This is a genomic window from Phaeodactylibacter sp. (genome assembly GCF_022763345.1).
Lineage (GTDB): Bacteria > Bacteroidota > Bacteroidia > Chitinophagales > Saprospiraceae > Phaeodactylibacter.
Map to the genome: position 1 here is coordinate 1 of NZ_JALEGS010000099.1, position 19779 is coordinate 19779.

General features: G+C 47.8%; 20 protein-coding genes and 1 pseudogene. 6 read left to right on the plus strand and 15 right to left on the minus strand.

Annotated elements, in window-relative coordinates; translation table 11 throughout:
• Positions 1 to 125 precede the first annotated feature (125 nt).
• Entirely contained in the window at positions 126 to 3293 is a 3168-nt protein-coding gene (locus MRY86_RS24455; RefSeq protein WP_293568661.1) for a CHAT domain-containing protein, read from the plus strand.
• Between the two features lie 34 nt (positions 3294 to 3327).
• Here the strand turns inward: MRY86_RS24455 and MRY86_RS24460 are convergent, their stop codons facing one another.
• The 8 genes from MRY86_RS24460 to MRY86_RS24495 all read right to left on the minus strand — a co-directional run bounded on the left by MRY86_RS24460 (position 3328) and on the right by MRY86_RS24495 (position 11812).
• Positions 3328 to 5145 carry a serine/threonine protein kinase gene (locus tag MRY86_RS24460; RefSeq protein ID WP_293568659.1) on the minus strand — a complete coding sequence of 606 codons (1818 nt, stop codon included), beginning with the start codon at positions 5143 to 5145 and terminating at the stop codon, positions 3328 to 3330.
• Entirely contained in the window at positions 5142 to 6458 is a 1317-nt protein-coding gene (locus tag MRY86_RS24465; RefSeq protein ID WP_293568657.1) for a Stp1/IreP family PP2C-type Ser/Thr phosphatase, read from the minus strand. The genes MRY86_RS24460 and MRY86_RS24465 overlap by 4 nt, the downstream gene beginning before the upstream one ends.
• 11 nt (positions 6459 to 6469) lie before the next feature.
• Positions 6470 to 7234, minus strand: coding sequence for a MotA/TolQ/ExbB proton channel family protein (locus tag MRY86_RS24470; RefSeq protein WP_293568655.1), 765 nt, complete (start codon positions 7232 to 7234; stop codon positions 6470 to 6472).
• Between the two features lie 13 nt (positions 7235 to 7247).
• On the minus strand, positions 7248 to 8189 hold the full coding sequence (locus tag MRY86_RS24475) for a hypothetical protein (RefSeq protein WP_293571990.1): 942 nt from the start codon (positions 8187 to 8189) through the stop codon (positions 7248 to 7250).
• A gap of 36 nt (positions 8190 to 8225) precedes the next feature.
• The gene (locus MRY86_RS24480) at positions 8226 to 9515 is read right to left on the minus strand and encodes an FHA domain-containing serine/threonine-protein kinase (protein WP_293568651.1); all 1290 of its coding nucleotides are present in this window, start codon (positions 9513 to 9515) and stop codon (positions 8226 to 8228) included.
• A complete protein-coding gene (locus MRY86_RS24485) occupies positions 9512 to 10279 on the minus strand; it encodes an FHA domain-containing protein (protein WP_293571991.1) in 768 nt (255 codons plus the stop codon). Before MRY86_RS24485 ends, MRY86_RS24480 begins: the two co-directional genes overlap by 4 nt.
• 17 nt (positions 10280 to 10296) lie before the next feature.
• Complete coding sequence (locus tag MRY86_RS24490) at positions 10297 to 11274, minus strand: outer membrane beta-barrel protein (protein ID WP_293563566.1); 978 nt, start codon at positions 11272 to 11274, stop codon at positions 10297 to 10299.
• A gap of 133 nt (positions 11275 to 11407) precedes the next feature.
• Positions 11408 to 11812: a DUF2846 domain-containing protein gene (locus MRY86_RS24495; protein WP_293563567.1), complete on the minus strand. Its 405-nt coding sequence runs from the start codon at positions 11810 to 11812 to the stop codon at positions 11408 to 11410.
• Between the two features lie 227 nt (positions 11813 to 12039).
• On the opposite strand from MRY86_RS24495, the gene MRY86_RS24500 reads away from it, so the two are divergent.
• Positions 12040 to 13488 carry a hypothetical protein gene (locus tag MRY86_RS24500; protein WP_293563568.1) on the plus strand — a complete coding sequence of 483 codons (1449 nt, stop codon included), beginning with the start codon at positions 12040 to 12042 and terminating at the stop codon, positions 13486 to 13488.
• On the opposite strand, the gene MRY86_RS24505 is transcribed toward MRY86_RS24500, so the two are convergent.
• Complete coding sequence (locus MRY86_RS24505; protein WP_293563569.1) at positions 13489 to 13641, minus strand: hypothetical protein; 153 nt, start codon at positions 13639 to 13641, stop codon at positions 13489 to 13491.
• Between the two features lie 398 nt (positions 13642 to 14039).
• Between MRY86_RS24505 and MRY86_RS24510 the strand changes: the two genes are divergently transcribed.
• The gene (locus tag MRY86_RS24510; protein ID WP_293563570.1) at positions 14040 to 15059 is read left to right on the plus strand and encodes a GntG family PLP-dependent aldolase; all 1020 of its coding nucleotides are present in this window, start codon (positions 14040 to 14042) and stop codon (positions 15057 to 15059) included.
• 53 nt (positions 15060 to 15112) lie between these two features.
• Here the strand turns inward: MRY86_RS24510 and MRY86_RS24515 are convergent, their stop codons facing one another.
• Both MRY86_RS24515 and mazG read right to left on the minus strand, forming a co-directional pair.
• Complete coding sequence (locus MRY86_RS24515) at positions 15113 to 15703, minus strand: bifunctional nuclease domain-containing protein (RefSeq protein WP_293563571.1); 591 nt, start codon at positions 15701 to 15703, stop codon at positions 15113 to 15115.
• 138 nt (positions 15704 to 15841) lie between these two features.
• Positions 15842 to 16600, minus strand: a complete 759-nt coding sequence (mazG, locus tag MRY86_RS24520) for a nucleoside triphosphate pyrophosphohydrolase (protein ID WP_293563572.1) — start codon at positions 16598 to 16600, stop codon at positions 15842 to 15844.
• 107 nt (positions 16601 to 16707) lie between these two features.
• Here mazG and MRY86_RS24525 point away from each other — a divergent pair, with 107 nt between their 5' ends.
• On the plus strand, positions 16708 to 16932 hold the full coding sequence (locus tag MRY86_RS24525; protein ID WP_044146942.1) for a hypothetical protein: 225 nt from the start codon (positions 16708 to 16710) through the stop codon (positions 16930 to 16932).
• Between the two features lie 19 nt (positions 16933 to 16951).
• On the opposite strand, the gene MRY86_RS24530 is transcribed toward MRY86_RS24525, so the two are convergent.
• Genes MRY86_RS24530 through MRY86_RS24540 form a run of 3 tightly spaced genes read right to left on the minus strand, consistent with a single transcriptional unit; the run spans position 16952 to position 18904 of the window.
• Positions 16952 to 17611, minus strand: a complete 660-nt coding sequence (locus tag MRY86_RS24530; RefSeq protein WP_293563573.1) for a CDP-alcohol phosphatidyltransferase family protein — start codon at positions 17609 to 17611, stop codon at positions 16952 to 16954.
• The gene (locus MRY86_RS24535; RefSeq protein WP_293563574.1) at positions 17601 to 18491 is read right to left on the minus strand and encodes a class I SAM-dependent methyltransferase; all 891 of its coding nucleotides are present in this window, start codon (positions 18489 to 18491) and stop codon (positions 17601 to 17603) included. The genes MRY86_RS24530 and MRY86_RS24535 overlap by 11 nt, the downstream gene beginning before the upstream one ends.
• A gap of 53 nt (positions 18492 to 18544) precedes the next feature.
• Positions 18545 to 18904 carry a CoA-binding protein gene (locus tag MRY86_RS24540; protein ID WP_293563575.1) on the minus strand — a complete coding sequence of 120 codons (360 nt, stop codon included), beginning with the start codon at positions 18902 to 18904 and terminating at the stop codon, positions 18545 to 18547.
• Positions 18905 to 19000: 96 nt separating this feature from the next.
• Here MRY86_RS24540 and MRY86_RS24545 point away from each other — a divergent pair, with 96 nt between their 5' ends.
• Together MRY86_RS24545 and MRY86_RS24550 are read left to right on the plus strand one after the other, a co-directional pair.
• Entirely contained in the window at positions 19001 to 19255 is a 255-nt protein-coding gene (locus MRY86_RS24545; RefSeq protein WP_293563576.1) for a hypothetical protein, read from the plus strand.
• A gap of 15 nt (positions 19256 to 19270) precedes the next feature.
• On the plus strand, positions 19271 to 19525 hold the full coding sequence (locus MRY86_RS24550; RefSeq protein ID WP_293571994.1) for a hypothetical protein: 255 nt from the start codon (positions 19271 to 19273) through the stop codon (positions 19523 to 19525).
• Between the two features lie 30 nt (positions 19526 to 19555).
• On the opposite strand, the pseudogene MRY86_RS24555 reads toward MRY86_RS24550, so the two are convergent.
• Positions 19556 to 19779 (minus strand): annotated as a pseudogene (locus tag MRY86_RS24555) (hypothetical protein); the annotation flags it as partial.

Here is a 19779-nt window from a genome sequence, read left to right on the forward strand (position 1 = left end):
GTCTTGCCAATCTATGATTTTCAATGAACTTTTGTACTATTAACAAACGTACGAGCATCTACGCTGAGAAGTGGCTTGCTCCGATGTCGCAAACCACTTCGTATTGCGTATAACCTCAGTCAGACATGAAAGCTACGTTATTTTTGCTCACCGCATTAGGGTTTTCTCTTTTTGTTTCAGCTCAGGAGCCCGGTACTTCGATAAAAGACTCTGCTGATGCAGAAATCGTGCTCCACCAAATCGATACCCTAATCAAACAACGGGATTACACCGCTGCGCTGGAATTGGTCAAAGCAGTTAAGCCAGATTTCGTTGATGTCTTTGGAGACCGGAGCCCGCTCCTGGCAGACCTCGTCAATTTCGAGGGCGAGGTGTATTATTTTACCAGAGATATGGATCGGGCTATTCCGGCATTCAATCAGCTGCTGTCCATCCGGCAGGAGCACTTTGGCCCGGAGGCTCCGGAGACTTTACTAGCCTATCGAAGCCTGGCTATTTGCTACAACCGTGCGCAGGATTACAAAAAAGCAATAGAAGTTGGGGAAGCCCTGTTGAAGATTTATTCAGGTCAGAGCAAGGCGCCTACCCATGATAAGGCTGATGCATTGGTCATAATCGGGAACGCTTATACTGCCCTGGTAGATTACGATATTGCGGTTACTTATCAGGAGAGGGCACTACAGGAACGGCTTTACGCAGCGCCGAAGGACCTTCGAAAGGTGGCGCGTGATCATAATTCGGTAGGATATGCCTACTACCAAATGGGAGATAATGATAAGGCTATCGAACATTATTCAGCAGCGCTTGACCTAAACACTAGTCTTTTTGGAGCGGAAGACCTGAACTTGTTCTTGCCCCTGAGCAATCTTGCATCTGCCCATCAGACAAAAGGCGATTACAGAGCTGCTGTTGAACTACAGCTGAAAGCCATAGATGTTCTACTTGCACATCCCCAGGGCAATGAGTACAGCCTCGCGCTGAGTTACAATAATCTGGGAACATGCTATGCTGAAATGAACGACTATGCCAGGGCGCTCCAATTTCATGAAAAAGCTCTGGCGATCAAGAAAATGGCTTTTCCTGAGGATTATACAAATTTGGCATTGTCTTATAATAATATCGGAAATTGTTACCAATCGATGTTTGACCCGGAGCGCGCTGCTCCGATTTACAAGCAGGCTGTTGCATTACAGGAAAAGGTAACGCAGGGGGGAGAAAAAGCACTGGGTATTTATCTTAACAATGAGGGGACTGTTTTGGTAGAACTGGGGCAAACAGAGGCTGCCATCGTTGTGCATGAGCGCGCGCTTAAGGTTCAGCAAGTGCTTTCAGGTCAACATCAGGACTTGGCGTTATCGCATCTCAATTACGGGGTGGCCCTTCAAAAGCAAGGACGGCTCTCAGAGGCTTACGGCCACTTTCAACAAGCGTTGGAGATTTGGAAAAAAGTATTCGGTCCGAGGCACTACCGGGTGGCTTCCGCCCATAAACATTTGGGAGATCATTATGCTATGGAAGGGAATATGGAACAAGCAAAATGGCACTATCAAAAGAGCCTGGAGGCAAATGGATGGTCAGCGGAAGGCTTCGCCAGCGTAATGTCATTAGAGTTTCTGCTCAATACTTTGGAGGCCTATTCAGAAATGTATGCTTTGAGCCGCCCTAAACCCCAATATGACAGTGCCGCCATTTGGTCGGGTTACGCGATTGATGCGCTCCGCTACCAACAGCAGCAATTGAGCAATTCGGCTTCTCGTTTGCCATGGCTTCAACGCTATCAGCGTTTGTTTGAATTAGGAATGAATAACCGGCTCAGAATGGTAAGGGAAGCAGAAAATACAGACCCCGTTTTGTTTCAGTACACTGAAGAAAGTAAGTCTGTTATTCTTCACAGTCAGTACCAGGAGTCCAATGCTCTTTACTACGCCGGTATTCCCGACAGCCTTCTAGAAAAAGAATACGACCTGCGTGTAGACCTCACCTACTACGATAAAAAGCGGCAGGAAAAACTCCAGGAAGGCCTGGAAGAAACCGACACCTCAGTATTGGCTATCAGTTCCCAACTCTTTGACCTCAATCAAGCCTATGACAGCCTTAAGGCACAACTGGAAAGCGATTACCCAGAATACTACAAGCTCAAGTACGACCTCAGCACCGTAAACGTGGAGGAGGTCCAAATGGAGATATTGGAGGAAGACCAAGCCCTACTCGAATACTTCGTAGGCGACAGCTCCATCTTCATCTTCAGAATCGAAAAGGACTACTATGAAGTAAAAGAAGTAAAGCGAGACTTCCCGCTTGAAGAATGGGTACAACAATTGCGCGACAATATCAGTCAGCCGTTGCCCTTCGCCTATGAAGCTTACCTGGAAGTGGCGCCGAAACTCTATGAAAAGCTCATAGCGCCAGTAGCCGAAGGCTTGCCCGAAAAGCTTGTCATTGTACCGGATGGCATCTTGGGGTACATCCCGTTTGAGGCTTTGCTGATGGAAAAGCCCGATGCGAATAATTTATATGCCGCCGAGCGATTGCTTTACCTGCTCCGGGAGCATCAGGTCAGCTATTGTTATTCGGCTACGCTGTTGAAGGAAATGAAAGAGAAAAAGCACCGGAAGGCACCCGCGCGCGAACTATTGGCGGTAGCCCCCTTTGCAACAGTGGATACCGTGCTATCCAGCCACCTCGACCAAAGCGACTGGCTGGCGAGCACACGTAGCGATACGCTTTGGGGCTTACCGTACACACAGGCAGAGCTGGACAGCATTCAAAGGGTCTTCCAAACAGACGCCTTCTACGGAGCAGAAGCCACCGAATCATCGTTTGTAGAAAGGGCAGGAGACTATCGTATCCTCCATTTATCGACCCACGGAAAAGCTGACCCTCGGGTTGGTGACTACTCCTATCTGGCCTTTTACCCCCAGCCGGACAGTTTAGAAAATGAGCTGCTTTACGTCCGTGACCTGTACAACCTTCAGCTGAACGCCGACCTGGTGGTGCTCTCTGCCTGCGAGACCGGTACGGGAGAGCTGCAGCGGGGAGAAGGCATCATCAGCCTGGCGCGGGCCTTTGCCTACGCCGGTGCCAAAAGCATTGCCACCACGCTCTGGCAGGTCAATGATCAAAGTACGCAGGAGTTGATGGCCCGTTTTTATCAGCACCTTAAATCGGGGATGACCAAGGATGCCGCCTTACGGCAGGCAAAGCTGGATTACCTGGATGGTCATAACGATACCGGTGCCTATCCTTTTTACTGGGCGGCATTTATTGGGGTGGGGGATATGGGGGCGCTCTAATTGCCTGGGTTATGCCTAGAAGCGGAGCCGTTTTTTAGTATTCAACGAGGTCATAAATATATTTTTCCAAGGCTGGGGATTTGGAGGGTTGAATGGTTATGTCAAAACGCTCTCCGTCCAGAATGAATATATCTTTTTCGCCTCCACGCCCTTTCTTGTTGATTTCAATACGATCAATGGCAATGGGTTTTCCGTTTATAGTAATTGATGCCAGTTCAATTTGAATTTGAGCAGGCGCCAGAAATTTTCCACTTGATGCACGTGTGACTACGCCTTTAACCTGGCTTCCAGAAGGGATTACGATTATGTTTCCGGCTGTGACCTGGTTTTTTAGGGTAAATTGAATTGGACTGCGAACAAATTCTTCACCGTTTAGGGTATTAATACCTGATCTGGCCACAACAGTTAGCATTATTTGAGTATTGAGGAATTGATCAGCAGCAGCTCTTGACAGCTTGATTTTTGCAGGCGTGGCAGGTTGCTTAGCAGGGGTAGGGGAAGCGGAAGATGCAGGTGGAGCGATAATTGGATCCGGTTTTGGTGGTACTTTACTTGTATCCTTTTGATCAGGAGCAGGAAGCAGCTTTTTTTGTTCTGGAGCTTGAGTTTTCGTCTTTACTTTTGGTGTGTTTGCATTTCCCGAATTGCTAGCAGTGGAGTTGGTTTGATAAGTACCCGTAGCATCTAGGTCTTCTTCATAATTATCCCAATAGGCATCGTCTTCCTCAAACAGGAAAGGATCTTCCGGAACATCATAGATAAGAACAGAATTGTCAGGTGATTGGCTGCTTATCTGTTCTGTGGAATCATTTAGGTGAGCTATTGATGTTTCAGGGCTCGGCTTGCCACCTCCGGCAATTGCCCAAACAGCGAGTATTACCAATAAAGTGGCGATAGAGATAAGCACATAGACCCCATATTGATCAAGAAAGGTTTGCTTTGTAGATGACAAAACGGCTCCAGCACGTGGAGTCTTAGATGCTGCCTGGGGTGAGATCGCTTGATCGAGCGTTTCCAGAATTGCTTTTGCGCTCGGTCTTTTCCAGGTCTCCAGCTCCAGGCAACTCAAAATCAGTTGCTTTTGATGTGGCAATAGAAAGTCAGGCAAAGGCATAACCAGGTCCGAAACAGCAGTAGTTCCATCGCTCATACCGATCAATTGAGCCAATCCCCCTTCACCATGAAAGGGTAGCTGCCCACTGCACGTCTGAAAGAGCAAGGTTCCTAAAGCCCAGATATCAGTAGCGTTTGAAGCAGGTTTTTGCGTCCGGCCTTTGTAGTTAAATAGTTCAGGAGCCCTGTATGCTAAAGCTGTTATTCCGGATTTGACGACTTCCGCTTCTCTTTGTGCGGTGTTGACTGTTTGGGTTAATTTTTGCTGAAATCGCTGACTGATGCCAAAATCGGTGAGCAGAAAATGGCCTTCCTCATCAATCAAGATGTTGTCAGGCTTAATATCGTTATGTGAAATAGAGTTCGTCCGGGTATGAATATAGTTTAAGGCACTGGCTATTTCCCTGAACAATTGTAGCACTTGTTCAGGAGAGAGCGTTCCGGTTTTATCAGCCAGGGTGCCCTGGCTGCAATAGGGCATTACGAGGAAAGGGGCACCCTTGTATACATCGAAGTAGGTCGGTCGGAGTATATTGGGGTGGTTTAGATTGTGCGCTTTTTGGTATTCTTGCCGGCACAGTTCCACGCCCTCTTCATCCTGTTTAATGAAGATTTTGATGGCGGCGATAGCCCTTGCTTTTTCATCGTTTACTTTCCACACCTCAGAAAACCCACCTCTTCCAAGCAAGCGCTCAAGGCGGAAGCGTTCATAAAATAATTGGCCCTGGCTCCAGCTCATTGGTTGTGTTTTTGACGATAAATAATACTTTCTTTCAGTTCCGGATGGCTAGCCTTGAAGGCCTCTGCTTCCTTACGGTCCTTAAATTTTAAAATGATCACCTCGAAAAGGTCACCCGTAGGATTTACTTCAATTTGATAGGATTGATACAAATCCTGAAGATGTAAACTGTAATCCACTGCATTCTTCTTTTCTGCGAAAACATTCACCCGTATCACATAGAAATCTTCGGAATGCCATGTTGGGGAGGAAGGGGCAGGAAAAGTATCCGGCCTGGTATCAGAGTGGGATGGAGAGGTCTGGTCAGGAGAAGATAGCACATTTGTTGTTTCGGGGCCTTTGGTTGGGTTTTTAATGAGAGCGTCAGTATTAAAAATTAAGACAGCTGAAAAAAGGATAATCAGGCAAAAAGCGACAAGTGAGATGATCAGCACTTTGGTGGAAGTGCGTGGTTGGGGGACTATTGTTTTGGGCGGTTTTTGAGCATGCATTTTAGTCAGCGGTGCCAGGGAGTGCCTTAGTGGTTCAAAGGATGCAACGATGACAGAAATATTGTCATGCCCTCCGGCAATCAGAGCCGCTTTTACCAAATTATGAGCACTCTGTTGAGGTTCGTTGCTCAGTGTAAGTATTTCTTCAATCTCACTATCACTTATCATCCCGCTCAGCCCATCAGAGCAAAGCAAAAGTAAATCCTCTTCATGTAATTTAATCTGAATCACATCGGGTGACAGCGCCCGATGGCTGCCTAAACTCTGTAAAATGACGTTGCGCTGTGGGTGGAAAGCGGCTTGTGCTTTTGAAAGGGCTCCTTTGTCGATCAGGTCTTGTACCAGAGAGTGGTCTTTGGTTAATTGCCGGAGTGGTTCTCCCTTTCTTTTGAGGTAGCATCGGCTGTCTCCGACCCAACCTGCCGTAGCAAAACCCTGATGTAGGGCTACTGCAACGATAGTCGTTCCCATTCCCGCTTCACCAGGGGAGCTGCCTCCGCGGGATAAGATTTCCTGATGAGCTTGCTCAATGGCATTAGTAAGTAAGTCAGGAAGATTTTGAGGATGGCATGCAGCTGGTTCAAGCTTGGAGAAAAAAGACTGAAGGCTTGAAACTGCAATCGCAGAAGCCACCTCTCCGGCATTCATCCCTCCCATCCCATCAGCAATGGCCAGCAAAACCAGCTTTTCGTCGGTGTCGTAGTACTTTCGGGTATTGTATTCCCATACACTATTTAGTGCATCAGGAGCGATAAGCATATCATCCTCCTGGTGTTCCCGTATTTTTCCCACGTCGATTTTGCTGCCAATTCTAGTTTTCATTTGAGAAGGGGTTATACGGGCTCGCGGTGATAAATGCGGTTGACAAGATTCTCCATGACGTAGTCCTCAATGTTTGCGTGGAGCTTTTCCACGCGCTCCTGAAGGAGGTGATAGAAAAACATAAGGACTATACTGAGAATCAGGGCAACAAGTGTGGTGTCAAATGCAACGTTGAGTAAGGAGGTCACTGCCTTTATGCCTTCTTGAGTGGTTACCTGATTAGCAGCACCCAGCGAGCTGGCTATACCTATGACAGTGCCTATAAAGCCAATGGAGGGTATCGCCCAGGCCACATAGCGAATCAGCGCCTGTTCGCTATCGCTGTTTCTGCTCAACAGGTTGGTATGCGCGCTCACCACATCCAGTGTTTCGGCTACAGATTTGTTTGCCCGGAATTGAGTGCAGGCACGTTTGATGGTTTCCACTAGTAAATAGGGGGTGCCCCGGCCAAGTTCAACCATCTTTAATTTGATTTGAGCAACATCCTCTGCAGACAATACGTATTGCTCCTGTTCTGGCAATAACCCTAATGAAAAGGCATGTTCTTCAAGGTTAGCTTGTCGGTTCATCCGCAAAATTTCCAAAATCCCGTACAAGAAGAGAAAGTAGGTCAGGATTTGAATAAAGCCACTAGGTAGATTGGCTCCCATAAGTTCGAGGAGTCGGTAAGCGCCGGATTCTTCCGATACAACACTTCCGATCCCGTAAACAATCAGCCCAAAGACAATGGCTGCCACAAGGCTGATCAGCAAATTGATAAGTTTTCCGCTTTTCATGTTATATTTATTTTTATTGAATGATAGGCTCCTTCACAGGGTCCCAGGTAATTTTGTTGTCTTGAATGGTCAGGTAGCCCAGCAGGGCCTCTCCGGTTGCTTTGCGATGGTAGGGCGGTGGGGTGCTTTGAACCTTGATGTCGCCAAAACGGATCATTTGGGGGACACCTTCTTTAGGATTGGCAGCGACAAAGCCTTGGATTATCGTTTCCCCACCGCTTCTGGGCTTGTCCAGCTGTGCATAGATTTCGTATTCTCCCTGCGTAAGTTCTTTATCCTGAACAATCGCTTCATAAGGTGTTTTTTTGAACTTGAACCTTGCCCATTTCCCGAAAGGAGTTATCCGGCGCTTACTTTGGTAAAAGCACCAGAAGTTGCTGTCTTTGGGCTTCATGTAAAGGTGGACCCAATGATCTTTGGATTCCCATTCAATCATTACGGTCAAAGGTGGGTTGAAGCCCATCTGAAAGTCTCCAATGCCAGGGGTGGTATCGATGGGTTCACTGTAGTCTTCTTCCTCTTCAGCTGGCTGATTTTCAGCAAGAGGAGCCTCCTCAATAACTGCTTGGTCATCAGCTTTAGGTTGCCGTTTTTGCAGGTCACTGACTTTTTTGCGCAACGCTTCATTTTGATTCTCCAATATGGAAAGCTGTTTTTCCAGTTGGTTTTTCTCTTGTATTTTCTGGCTCAGCCGCCCTTGAAGTTCATTTACATCTTTTCGGAGATTGCCGATTGTCATTTGCAGCCGCTGGGTTTGTTCGATAATGGCTGTATAGTCAGAGTCCGGGACAGAAGACTTCACCATGATCAGCAGACTGTCCAGGCTCTTGATTTCGAACTCCGCCGCAGCAAGGGCTTCCAATTCTTCCATTTGTTCAATATCGACTTTAGGGATGATGATGAACAGCATGACTACCGCTCCAAGTGCTCCCGCTAAAAGGTCGATAAAAGACATGTTAAACACATTTAGATCTCTTCGCTTCATCTTTTGCTATTGCTTGACTGGTGAATAAATGGCTTCGAGGGTCGTCTGCCCTAAGCTGATAATATCGCCGGTTTGAAGTCGTTTGCCTGTTTTTCCTACTTTGATCCCATTAAGGAAAGTTCCGTTTTTGGATAGCCGCCACTTTGCAGTGCTCGCATCCCATTGCCCATCCCGTATAAACCATTGTTTTTGCTCATGATGATACTCAAGGGTAGCATGCCGCCTTGAAATGGTTTGGGTCAGTGTTTCCTTGATCGCAAGGTCATTCACCACATCGCTTTCAGCCCTGCCTAGCCGGTTAATGCGGGACCGCTGATTGGGCGGCAAGGGGTAGCACCTTCTGAATTCTTCTCCGTTTCGGACAATTAGTGCATTGGGGCAGCCTTTTTTAGGTGCACTTTTAGGCAATTGGCCAAGAAAAGAAAGCATCTCGTCCGTGTGCTGAAACCGCTGCCTGGCATCAGGTTGTAAGGCCCTGGTGATCAAACTCATCCATTGGCTGGGGATATCAGGGCAATATGTACTCAGGTCACTCATGTCTCCTTTTGCCGCTCGCGCGCGATAGGCAGCGATATCTTCCGTCGTGTTCCAGCTGCCAAATGGGTAGATGCCACCGGAGAATAACTCAAAACAGATAACGCCATAGTTGAAGATGTCGATGGTAGGCAACAAAGTCTGGGAGCGGTGCCTGGGTGATGCCTGCTCAGGCGCCATATAGGCATAACTTCCAAAAATTTGCTCAGGCCTTTGAGTTTCACTATTGACTATTGTAAGCTGAATATTGAGGTGCCCGGCAATGCCAAAGTCGGTAAGCTTTGCCTTGCCTGCATCATCAAAGAGTACATTTTCCGGTTTTAAGTCGCGGTGAATTTTTCCAAAGTGGTGAAGTGTATTCAACCCCTTCAGTATATCTAATGCCACCGTTTCCGCTCTTAGGAAGGGCATTTTTTTCAGGATGAGTTGCCGAAGATCACCGTTGGGGCAGTATTCCATCGTGAAAAAAGGCGTGCCCTCCCATTCACCCATCTCCAGGGTCTGCACCAGGTTTGGGGAACTGATTTGGCCAGTATGGTATTCCAGCTCAAACCGTTTGGCCAGGCTTTCTTCAGCGTGCGGCGGGACAGCCCAGCTTTTGAGTAGTTTGAGGGCTACTTCCTGTTGCGGGGCTTCTTGCTTCCTGGCCAGATAGACGACACCAAAAGTTCCTTCGCCCAGCATACGCTCCAGGTAGAAGTCCTTTACATAAGTGCCCGGCTTCGGCGCTCGTTGATCTGAAGGCAATCGGCCACGGGTCATTTCGTATCCGGTTTAAATTCGAAAACCCGATTGCCCATGAGGATTTTATCTCCCGGATTCAGGGGGACTCCACTATGCGGTACAAGCAGAAAGGTAGTGTGCTGTGCACTACGGTCCATAAGCCACCATTGCCCCTCTCTTAATTCAATTATTGCCTGCACCTGACTTGTAATGGTTTGATTGCCCTCCTCCAGCACTTCCCGGTTGAGGGTCACCCTATGGGCTTTAAATACTTTCGGTTTTAGAGGGGATTCCTGATTGGAGGTTACAGGCTGCAGGCAAAACCCCGGAGATGGTTGCTGTTGCCAAGGGTTTACGGTTTTACTTTCTGGCTCATGCTGTTTGGGCGGGTCAGTTGTAAATGGCAGCGTATGATTGCTTACCTCAACCTGTGCTATCTTGCTACCGCAGGCCACGCAAAGTTTGGCCTGTGGAATATTAGGATAGGCACAGTTGGGGCAGGGAAGGGTGTGGTTGGAATGAGCAGCTGCCTGTTCTTTTTCGCTCGTACGTGACGGGGCAGCTCCAGAGTGCAACGAAGGTTTGCCAAGTATAGAACCTTGGAGTGGGGCGTTGCATTGCTTGCACCGTAGCGCAGTGCTGTCGTTACCAGTCCCACAATTCCCACAGGTGTTCTTAGCCATGCCAGGCTCGTAATCTTCATGATTAGAATCTGCCATCATCGACCCCTGTAATGGAGCATTGCACTGTGTACACCTCAGCTGTCCGGCACCATTGGCAGCGCCGCAGTTGTTACATTTCATAACCAGGGGATTAAGTTTTAGAAGCCCCCTCCAAGCGGAAAGGCATAGCTGACGGAAAGTTGGAGATTGTTGGTGCGGGTGTCGAAGGCTTCGTAGTCGAGTCGCCTTTGATTAATAAAGCTGAATTGAAATGGCGAGTAGCGATCATTCCAAAAATTACTCAGGCCACGAATATACCTTACACCAAGATAAGCTCTTCCTAACCCTGTCTCAATATATATTCCTCCACCAAGTGCAATACCAATATTTAAAGTCTTGAATGGACTAGAACCATTATTTCTAAATTCAAATTCATCATCAAAGTCTCCTTGCGTCAGTAGAAAACCTTGCTGTCTCAAAAAATCTCTATTTTCTGCCGAACCAGCATTACGATTGTGACTTTCGATCCATCTTTCATAGTTCTTTGAGACATCAGGTTGTCCCTCAACGATATTTGAAAGGAAATCATCAGCTGATTCGCTACCCTCGCGATCTCTGATGATATCATTTGCTCTGCCATTAAGTCCTATAGAAAAGCTAGGACCTGCCTCAAAAAAATAGCCAAATGAGCTACCGATGAATTCGTACTTAATTAATACAGGTACTTCGAGTGAAGAAATACTATAAGATTCGTCCCAAAAAAGTTCAAAACTCCTAGAATCAGCAATGTTCTCGGGGTAATCAGTTTGGGTGCCTATGGCATAAAGCCCGCCTCCGATAGGGGAGTAGTCGCCAAGATAAAAGTTATAACTTCTTGGATCTTCCATAAAATAGGTGAATTGGGAATACAATACTTCTGGTTGTACAGATAGTCCTGAGGTTAAGGGAATATCAATAACTATACCTGCAGTAAATCCAGCTCTGATTTTAGCAGAGTACAGATCTGTAACATCATCTCCTCTCAATGAAAAACGATTCAAGCTCCCCCCAATCTTTGGTCCAACATAAATTTGAGCCTCAGTGAGCGTAAGGCTAAATAGAACGAAGCAGGCAGTTGTAAAAATTAATTTTAGCATGGCGGTTTAGTTTGTGAGTTTACAGAATTTATCGTTAAGGTTAGAAGCACCCACAAGGCAAGCATAAAGGTCGGTGACAGAACATACGGGCACAAAGCCAACTTTCGCGATTTATAAGACTGAAAATGGAAGGTTAGCGGCATTTGGTGTCTTCCTTTAGCTTCCTCAGTACAGGACGTGCAGAGCTTTCAGTAATCTCCTGACAGTAAAGGTTGTTGATGATCGCCCGAACTTCGAGCACCATTTGCACGAAGACCGGTTGACCAGGCTCTACGGTAACGGTAATAGGCTCTGCTTTTTCTTTGGCATTTTTACCACTAAACTGCACAGTAATGGTATGCTCGCCAGCAGGTACTTCATGCACAGAGAACTTTTTGTTATTCAGCCGGCAAACAAGCTCGCCATCTATAAAGGCATTAAAAGCGGATACCGTACCTGAAATGCCAGTTAGCCTCATGAAGTAGATCGTCCCGGACTTCTGAGCATGGAGGGTGGAGCAAAAACATATTGTAAGGAATACGTAAGTCAGTGTTTTCATGTCAAGGGCTTTAAAAAGAGCCTGACTTTCTAAGGAGTAGAAAGCCAAGCTTGTGGTTATGCAAAAATCATTTGCAATTTAGTCCCAGAGGACAGCTCAGCGAAAGACATTTTTTTTCGATTGTAAGGGTTGAAATGGGCAGTTTGCTATTTCATCTGTTTAAAAAGTGATGGGGTAGTTAGTTAGTTTAGCCTATCTTCATCACATCCAAAGCCACTGCACACACCATGCACTCCACCAAGCTTGCCCGCACAATAGGGGCCTTCGCAACTGATGAACTGAAGGCTGTCCGTAAGGCAATCCTTCAAAAAGCAAGACACCGGGATTCACCTGTGGTAAAGCTTTGGGATGCGCTTGTGCCTTTCCACCCTGAATTTGATGATGAGAAACTGGACCTGAAGTACCTGTTCCGAAAGGCTTACTGGGGAGAAGATTACGAACCGCAAAAGCTCCGTAACCTGATGACCACCTTGCAGCAGTATATCGAACAGTACCTGATTGATGCAGAGCTGCAGGCACAACCGCAAGCCCAACAATTCCTGCTTGTACAGGCCCTGCATAGAAGAAGGCGTACGGGGGCGTTCGAAAAAGCCCTAAATGACGGGCTGAAAAAACTAGAGAGCGCTCCGGATGGGCTGTTGAAACTGCAGGCGCGCCTGGCTTTACTACACGAACGGTATTTTTTTGATAATATCCAGAAAAATGAACAGCGAACGGAGGACTTACATCAGTTAGCTCAGGCTTTAAATGAAATGCTGGCCCACCAATTGCTGATTTACGGTATTGACCGGTCGGTTAGACGCATGACTTTATCCGATGATACCACTTTTCTTGGCCTGGAAGAAGCTCTTTCTTTCGCAGCCGGTGATGAAGCCCCTGAAGTGTTGCAGTTTTTTCATCAGTTGTGGAAGTTATATACAGGTGGAGTTAACCACGTGCTTTTTTTGAAATTGAAAGACATCTTTTTCTCCAATTACCGGTTGTGGGGTGAATTTGAGGTCAGCCTGGCCCTTAAAACCCTCATCAGTTACCTGGCGCCTCTGGTTGTAGGCAATAAGGAACCGTATATTTCTCAGCTTTTTGAGCTTTTTCAGTTTGGGTATGCTCAAGAGCTTATCGTCGTAGATAATCAAATGACGGCGGCCCGCTTTTTGAATTCGGTGGTCACTGGGCTGATGGTCCGAAAATTTGACTGGGTAGAGCAGTTTATTGATTCGCATGCCGTTTATCTGCTCAAGGATAAGGCAGAAACCTTGACATTAGCCCAGGTCTATCTGCTGTACTATAAAGGATGGCACACCAATGCGCCAGATTTATTTGATGAAGCTTTAGGCATCATGAGTAAAACGCCGTATGATGGGTGGTTTTTCAAGCTTCGGCTGAGGATGCTCGAAGTGCGGATATTTTGTGATACGTATAACACGCGGGGGCACTCCGTTTCTTTTGTTATGGATCGGATTTCCAGCTTCAGAAGGTTTATTGACCGCTCGGGCAATGGCGAAACTGCTGTGGGGCAACGATATAAAAAATGCCTGGGGTATTGCCGACAGGTCATCAAAATGAAATCGCTGCCATACGTTGACCCGCTTAGGAAAAGGGGCTTAACAGATGAGATAATGGCAGAGCAGCACTTGATGCTGAAAGACTGGCTGCTCTACCATTTAGACAAGCTGTGATTAGCCATCAATAATGTCTTCATTACCGATCAGGCCATCATCTTCCGGTGGCGGTGGCGGGGCATTTTCACCACCCTTCACTTTTTTACAGGCTTTTTTAGTAAGCATGGCAGAGCCAGGCAGCAAGGCTGCCAATTCAGCAATCGTTTTCATGGCACTAAAGATTTTCGAGTTAGAAAATGGCGGTAAGCCTGCTTTGGGCAGGGCAATACCGTTCAGTGCCTGCGTGCCGCTCGCGATCAGCCTGGCAGGTGAAAAAGCTTATCCAGAAATATCCACTGAGATGTTACACTTGCTTAGTGACGGATAGTCTTAAAATGTCCCAGGAGAATCTGGCTTTTTTTAATTTTTGCTATACTCGGAATGGAGAGGTTTGGGCGGCCACCCGACGCACGAGTATGCCGGTACGCACAGGTATGCCGACACGAAGTCATGGTTGGTCCCAAACTACTTCGTCGTCAGTATAATTCGGTGCTGAAGTGTTTTGCAGATTTGTTGTGTTTTTGGCGAGTGAACTCCCTCAAAAAATCCCTAAATTCCCCGCAAAAAAGATGATCAACCTAATCAGTGATACAGTCACTAAGCCTACCCCGGGTATGCTGGAAGCGATGATGCGGGCAGAAGTGGGTGATGATGTTTTTGGAGAGGACCCCACCGTGAATGCGTTGGAAACGAAGGTGGCGAAGATGTTTGGTAAGGAGGCCGCCTTATACTGCCCTTCCGGCACGATGACCAATCAGATTGCCATCAAAGTGCATACACAACCACTGGATGAGGTGATCTGTGATGAGTACTCCCACATCTATCAATACGAGACTGCGGGTTATGCCTATAATTCCGGCGTAGGCATCAACCTGATCAAAGGGACGAATGGGAAAATTACAGCCGAACAGGTAGCCCCTGCCATTAAGCCTAGATACGACTGGCTGCCCATTAGCCGTCTGGTGGTTTTGGAGAATACCTGCAATAAAGGAGGGGGCAGTTACTACACCCTGGACGAAATTCGCCCTATTCAATCGCTGTGCCGGGAAAAAGGCCTGGCTTTACACCTGGATGGTGCAAGGCTATTCAATGCCCTGGTGGAAACGGGGGAAAGCACTCAGGAAGTGGGGGCGCATTTCGACAGCATTTCCCTATGCTTGTCCAAGGGGCTCGGGGCACCCGTAGGTTCAGTGCTTGTTGGCCGGAAAGACTTCATACAGCAGGCCCGGCGTTTACGCAAAGTAATGGGCGGCGGTATGCGGCAAGCCGGCTACTTAGCGGCAGCTTGTATATACGCACTGGACCATCAGGTGGAGCGGCTGCGGGAAGACAATGAAAGGGCCCGTCAGATAGGGGAGGTGCTGCAGGGGCTGAACTACGTGGAGAGCGTTCGGCCCGTACAGTCCAATATTCTGATTTTTGACCTGGTGGAAGGCTTAACTGCTGACAAGTTTTTGGAGGAGTTGAAGGCCAGGGGGATCAATGCCTCAGCATTTGGGCCACAGACTGTACGGTTTGTGACACATCTGGACTTTACAGAACAAATGATGGATCAGGTAGTGACCGTTCTCAAACAAATAAAGAAGTAAACGGATGGGTGCAAGCGGCAACCTTGGAGTCAGGATGAGTCCCTGTGACCCGGTTAAGACTCCTGCTGACGCCGGTCAATCTCATCCCGTATCTCAGCTGCACGCTCATAGTTTTCTTCGCTGAGGACTTCATCCAGCATCTTGCGCAGGTCTTCAACGGAGTAGGAAGAAAGGCTAGCTCTTTTCTCAGGTATATCTGCTTCAGCAGGTTCGCCCATGTCTTCGTCCCCTTCATCCTCCAGGACTACGCCGGCGGCATCAAGAATAAACTCGTAGGTATAAATCGGGCAATCGAAGCGCACCGCCATAGCGAGGGCATCGGAAGTGCGGGAGTCGACTTCGATGATTTCACCGTCTTTGATGCAAATCAGGCGGGCGTAGAAAATTCCGTCCAGGAGATTATTGATGACCACTTCTTTGAGCTCGATATTGAAAGTCTCCAGCGTATTTTTGAAAAGGTCGTGAGTCAGTGGCCGGTTAGGAGTCATACGCTCCATCGCAACGGCAATAGCCTGAGCCTCAAAGCTGCCGATGACAATAGGCAGGCGGCGTGAACCTCCCTGTTCACCAAGGACCACCGCATAATTGTGGGATTGGGTTACGCTGTGAGATAAAGCAACGATATCGAGTTCTATCTTTCTCATCTGGATTGCGTCATGACGTTTAAGGACCTAATACCTTCAGAACAATTCCTGCAAAAGGTAGTTTAGGCACTCTAAGATACATTTTGCGAGGCGCAAAGGTAATAAAATTGGCAGGCTTTCCGTGAAAAATAAGGAATTCTATTGGGACTTGGCTTCATTCCAGAGCGCATCCATCTCTTCCAGGCTCATTTCTGTCAAGGCACGGTCCGCATGTGCCTCAATGTACTCAAAGCGCTGCTTGAATTTCTGGTTGACGCGCTCCAGGGCGGTCTCTGGGTCTATACCTTCAAACCGGGCGTAGTTGATCAAAGAAAACAGCACATCACCAAATTCTTCTTCTTTTTTTTCCTGTGACAACCCCTGCTCGCTTGCTTCTCTGAATTCTTCCATTTCCTCTACCACTTTGTCCCAAACCTGCGCCTTATTTTCCCACTCAAAGCCCACTTGTTTGGTCTTTTCTTGCATGCGGTAGGCTTTGACCATAGCAGGCAGGGAACGGGGCACACCAGCGAGGACGGATTTTTTGCCTTCCTGTAGCTTGAGTTGCTCCCAGTTTTTCTTTACTGTCTCCTCGTCATCGGCCTGTACGTCTCCGTAAATGTGAGGGTGGCGCTTGATGAGCTTTTCACAAACAGCATTTAGGGCATCCGCAATGTCGAAAGCCCCTTTCTCATCAGCTATTTTGGCGTAAAATACCATGTGCAGGAGCAAATCGCCAATTTCTTCCTTGATTTCCGGCAGGTCTTCATCCAGAATGGCGTCCGCCAGCTCGTAGGTTTCCTCAATGGTTAAATTGCGCAGGCTCTGAAAGGTCTGCTTGCGGTCCCAGGGGCACTGTTCCCGCAACTCGTCCATTATATTCAGCAATCGGGCAAAAGCGTCGAGTTTATGTTGCATGGTGTGGTTTTTTTGTAATTTTGCACCCGCAAAGGTAGGGCTTCCTGCGGAGTTATGAACTGTGCCGGGCTACTACTTGTTTATGCACCAAAAGAAGAAATTCGACTATGGAATATTTATATGTTCTCGGGATTATTTTTGTGGTATTTGGTATCAGCTTCGCACTGATCAATGTGCGGCAGATTATGACTGGCAATGAATTCCGCGGAACCTGCGCGACCAACAATCCCATGCTAAAAAGTGAAGTAGGGGAGTGTACAGTGTGTGGCAAAAAGCCCGATGAAGAATGCAAAATGCCGGAACCTGGCAAAGGTGGGCTGAACGCCGCCTAGCATTTGTATTTTCTGTGGGTCAGGCTTTGCGCTGGCCCCATAGAGAATACCCAAAAGAGCAAGTGACCAACAGACTACCAACAACCAATGCTGGCACTGATAGCCATTCCGGAGCAATAAACGGACCCATCAACACACTAATAAAAGTCGCTCCAATCCACCTGGCATTCGGGTTGTCAGCCCCTTTATGATTTTCCCACCCCAGCAGGTAAAGCAACCATACATAGCCGTAACGCATCCCACCCGCCAGTAGAATCCATCCGCCAACGATATCTTCCTGATAGTGAATCCCAGCTAGTATAGCGCTCATCAAGGCGTCTGTTTCCACGTCCAGTAAACCACCAACAGCCGTAGATTGCTGATAACGGCGCGCCAGGTATCCGTCAATACCATCTGATATAATTACGGTCAGAAAGAGTAGAAAAACGATATAGTCCGACCATTGCGGGTAGCTATAGGCTGCGTATAAAAGGAGCGCCCATCGCGCAAGGGTAACCCAGTTGGCATATCCTCCTACGGGGCGCAACCGGCGCAGCGCAGGCGCATGCATCGCCAACAACCAGCTAAAAGTGACCAGAGACACGCCTAGCACGGGCCACCAAAGCCCGGTCTGACCCAATGCAGTCAGGGCGGCCAGCATAAGAGCTGCGTGCAGCCTTATCCAGGTGTTATCCTTCATAAACCGGAGCGGTAAAAAAGTCAGAATGCACCACCGATAACCGAAGTTGTTGCGCCTGAAGCTGTGTTTTTTTGCGTTGCAGCCATGCGTCCAACCCCTTACCGGAGTGTCCCATGCTGGTCATTTCCAGAAGGCTTTTCTCTAAAAACTGCAGCATGTGGCCGTGCATAGAGGTATCTGCCGGTTCGATTTGCCACCGGCTTGGTGCGCGTAGCGTTTGTGCGGTTGGAAGCTGAGCATACCCATTTTCTAAAAAGTCACTGCACCCGGGGCCGAGCGCTCTGCCAAAGTCCTGTTCCCGTTGCATATGTGCCTCATAAAGCTCGATCCAACGTTTATCTTCCGCATCACCGGGGAGGTATGCCATGCTTTCGTAGTTCAAGGTAGTCAGTAAAGCCAGCCGGTTGTGATGGAAGGTCTGTATTAAATCGCTCAGCATCTGTTTGCTGAGCAAGTCAAATACTGCTGAGGCTGTAACCAGTTGATATTGGCCTGGCTGTAGCAGTCGGGGCAATTCCAGGAGAGAACCCTGTAACAGCTGGATATGAATGTGTTGGCCACTACGCTGAAAGTCCAGTCTTTGCCCATTTTCCCGGACTGTATAACCTTTGGCGGCAGCCCATATTTTTAGGCGTTCGCGCGCTCGTTTCAGCAGGTTCGGGTTGAGTTCAACAAGGGCCCACTGCTGCGACTGCGGGAACTTTTCCGAAAGGTAAATAAAGTTAGCGCCTGTACCGGCACCGATGTCAATGATGGAAACCATGGGGTGTTGAGCGAAGTACTGCAGGCAGGCCGCTTCCACTTTAGGATTGCGGGCGGCGACATCAAACCGGTAACGCTCTTCAAGCCAGTCCGTTGCAAATTGGGTATCTGTTGGCAAAATCTTTTATTTGCCTAACTGTTGAGATGGGAGAGGTGTTCAGCAAAATACAGTTAATAATTTCCTACGGAGAGCATCACAAGCGTACAGCCAACTTCCACATCCACCCCTTTGTCTTTCGCCAATTGGATGAGCTCCAGGTTCTCTGTGCCAGGATTGAAGATCAGCCGCTTGGGCTTGAGGCTAAAGATATAATCGTAGTACTGTGGCTGCCGCGGTGGGCTTAGGTATAGCGTGATGGTATGGACATCCTCCACCTCCGGGGTGCCTTTGATGATTTCGATGCCATCAATCTCACCGTCTTTTACACCAATAGGCACTGCCTCGTGTCCTTTGGAAGCCAACTGCTGAACGGCTGCATAGGAATAACGTATTGGTTTGGGAGAAGCACCAAGGACCACAGTTTTTTTCATTACTTATAAGATTCTTTTGCATAAAACACTTGGAGTAAGATAGAGTTTTTTACAGTATTCCATCATCTTTGAATATTTTACGTACAACAAATCAGCATGACTAAGCGATATCCGAAAACTTTATCCCGGGGAGCCAACAATACGGTTATTGCGTTATCCTCGACAGAGGTAGCAAAGCTGTTTGTGGAAGATACCCGCTCAGGTATTGGTTCAGAAGCTGAAAAAATGCAATATGCCCATGCCGTAAATGATCTCGTTGTCAAGTTTATCCGTTTGGATATTGATGAGGGCTTGGACGCTGATATGCTGGTGATGGAGCGCCTTTACCCCCTGGATTTCCGGGCGTATTAATTTGAACGCCGGGAGTTGTGGCTTGATCTGTTGGAAGACGAACTTACCGCTTTGCACCGGGCTGGCTTTGTACATCGGGACATTCAGTGCCCTTCTGATATGCCGGGCATGCGATTCGATAATATTTTTCTGACGGAGTCAGGCATTCGGCTTATTGATGTGGGCATATCCGCATTGCGTAGCAAAGTAGGGGATCGGCTTTTTCAGCGATTTGTAAACCGGGAATTGGAGGAGCTCGAAATTTTCAGGAAATTCTGGCTGTCTCGTTAGTTAGAGCGAGGTGAAAGGGCCGGCCCGTCGTTACAGCCTTTCGATAAGCTCCGGGCTTAGCCCTGTCAGCTCAGCGATTGTGGGCGTATCAAAGCCTTTGGCTTTCATGCTGCGGGCTATGGAAAGAGCTTTCTTTTCTTCTCCCTCCGAATAGGCGTCTTCAATCAAGGTACGCTCGCTGCTGATGCTGTCCCAGTACTTGTCATAAGTTGCCAGTTCTTCCCTGGTGAATGCACTTTCCTGTAAGTACTCCA

What these genes read in the sequence shown, in the direction of transcription:
- MRY86_RS24455 (WP_293568661.1), top strand. Translation starts at nt 126, where the DNA reads ATGAAAGCTACGTTATTTTTGCTCACCGCATTAGGGTTTTCTCTTTTT.
- MRY86_RS24460 (WP_293568659.1), bottom strand. Translation starts at nt 5,145, where the DNA reads ATGAGCTGGAGCCAGGGCCAATTATTTTATGAACGCTTCCGCCTTGAG.
- MRY86_RS24465 (WP_293568657.1), bottom strand. Translation starts at nt 6,458, where the DNA reads ATGAAAACTAGAATTGGCAGCAAAATCGACGTGGGAAAAATACGGGAA.
- MRY86_RS24470 (WP_293568655.1), bottom strand. Translation starts at nt 7,234, where the DNA reads ATGAAAAGCGGAAAACTTATCAATTTGCTGATCAGCCTTGTGGCAGCC.
- MRY86_RS24475 (WP_293571990.1), bottom strand. Translation starts at nt 8,189, where the DNA reads ATGTCTTTTATCGACCTTTTAGCGGGAGCACTTGGAGCGGTAGTCATG.
- MRY86_RS24480 (WP_293568651.1), bottom strand. Translation starts at nt 9,515, where the DNA reads ATGACCCGTGGCCGATTGCCTTCAGATCAACGAGCGCCGAAGCCGGGC.
- MRY86_RS24485 (WP_293571991.1), bottom strand. Translation starts at nt 10,279, where the DNA reads ATGAAATGTAACAACTGCGGCGCTGCCAATGGTGCCGGACAGCTGAGG.
- MRY86_RS24490 (WP_293563566.1), bottom strand. Translation starts at nt 11,274, where the DNA reads ATGCTAAAATTAATTTTTACAACTGCCTGCTTCGTTCTATTTAGCCTT.
- MRY86_RS24495 (WP_293563567.1), bottom strand. Translation starts at nt 11,812, where the DNA reads ATGAAAACACTGACTTACGTATTCCTTACAATATGTTTTTGCTCCACC.
- MRY86_RS24500 (WP_293563568.1), top strand. Translation starts at nt 12,040, where the DNA reads ATGCACTCCACCAAGCTTGCCCGCACAATAGGGGCCTTCGCAACTGAT.
- MRY86_RS24505 (WP_293563569.1), bottom strand. Translation starts at nt 13,641, where the DNA reads ATGAAAACGATTGCTGAATTGGCAGCCTTGCTGCCTGGCTCTGCCATG.
- MRY86_RS24510 (WP_293563570.1), top strand. Translation starts at nt 14,040, where the DNA reads ATGATCAACCTAATCAGTGATACAGTCACTAAGCCTACCCCGGGTATG.
- MRY86_RS24515 (WP_293563571.1), bottom strand. Translation starts at nt 15,703, where the DNA reads ATGAGAAAGATAGAACTCGATATCGTTGCTTTATCTCACAGCGTAACC.
- mazG (WP_293563572.1), bottom strand. Translation starts at nt 16,600, where the DNA reads ATGCAACATAAACTCGACGCTTTTGCCCGATTGCTGAATATAATGGAC.
- MRY86_RS24525 (WP_044146942.1), top strand. Translation starts at nt 16,708, where the DNA reads ATGGAATATTTATATGTTCTCGGGATTATTTTTGTGGTATTTGGTATC.
- MRY86_RS24530 (WP_293563573.1), bottom strand. Translation starts at nt 17,611, where the DNA reads ATGAAGGATAACACCTGGATAAGGCTGCACGCAGCTCTTATGCTGGCC.
- MRY86_RS24540 (WP_293563575.1), bottom strand. Translation starts at nt 18,904, where the DNA reads ATGAAAAAAACTGTGGTCCTTGGTGCTTCTCCCAAACCAATACGTTAT.
- MRY86_RS24545 (WP_293563576.1), top strand. Translation starts at nt 19,001, where the DNA reads ATGACTAAGCGATATCCGAAAACTTTATCCCGGGGAGCCAACAATACG.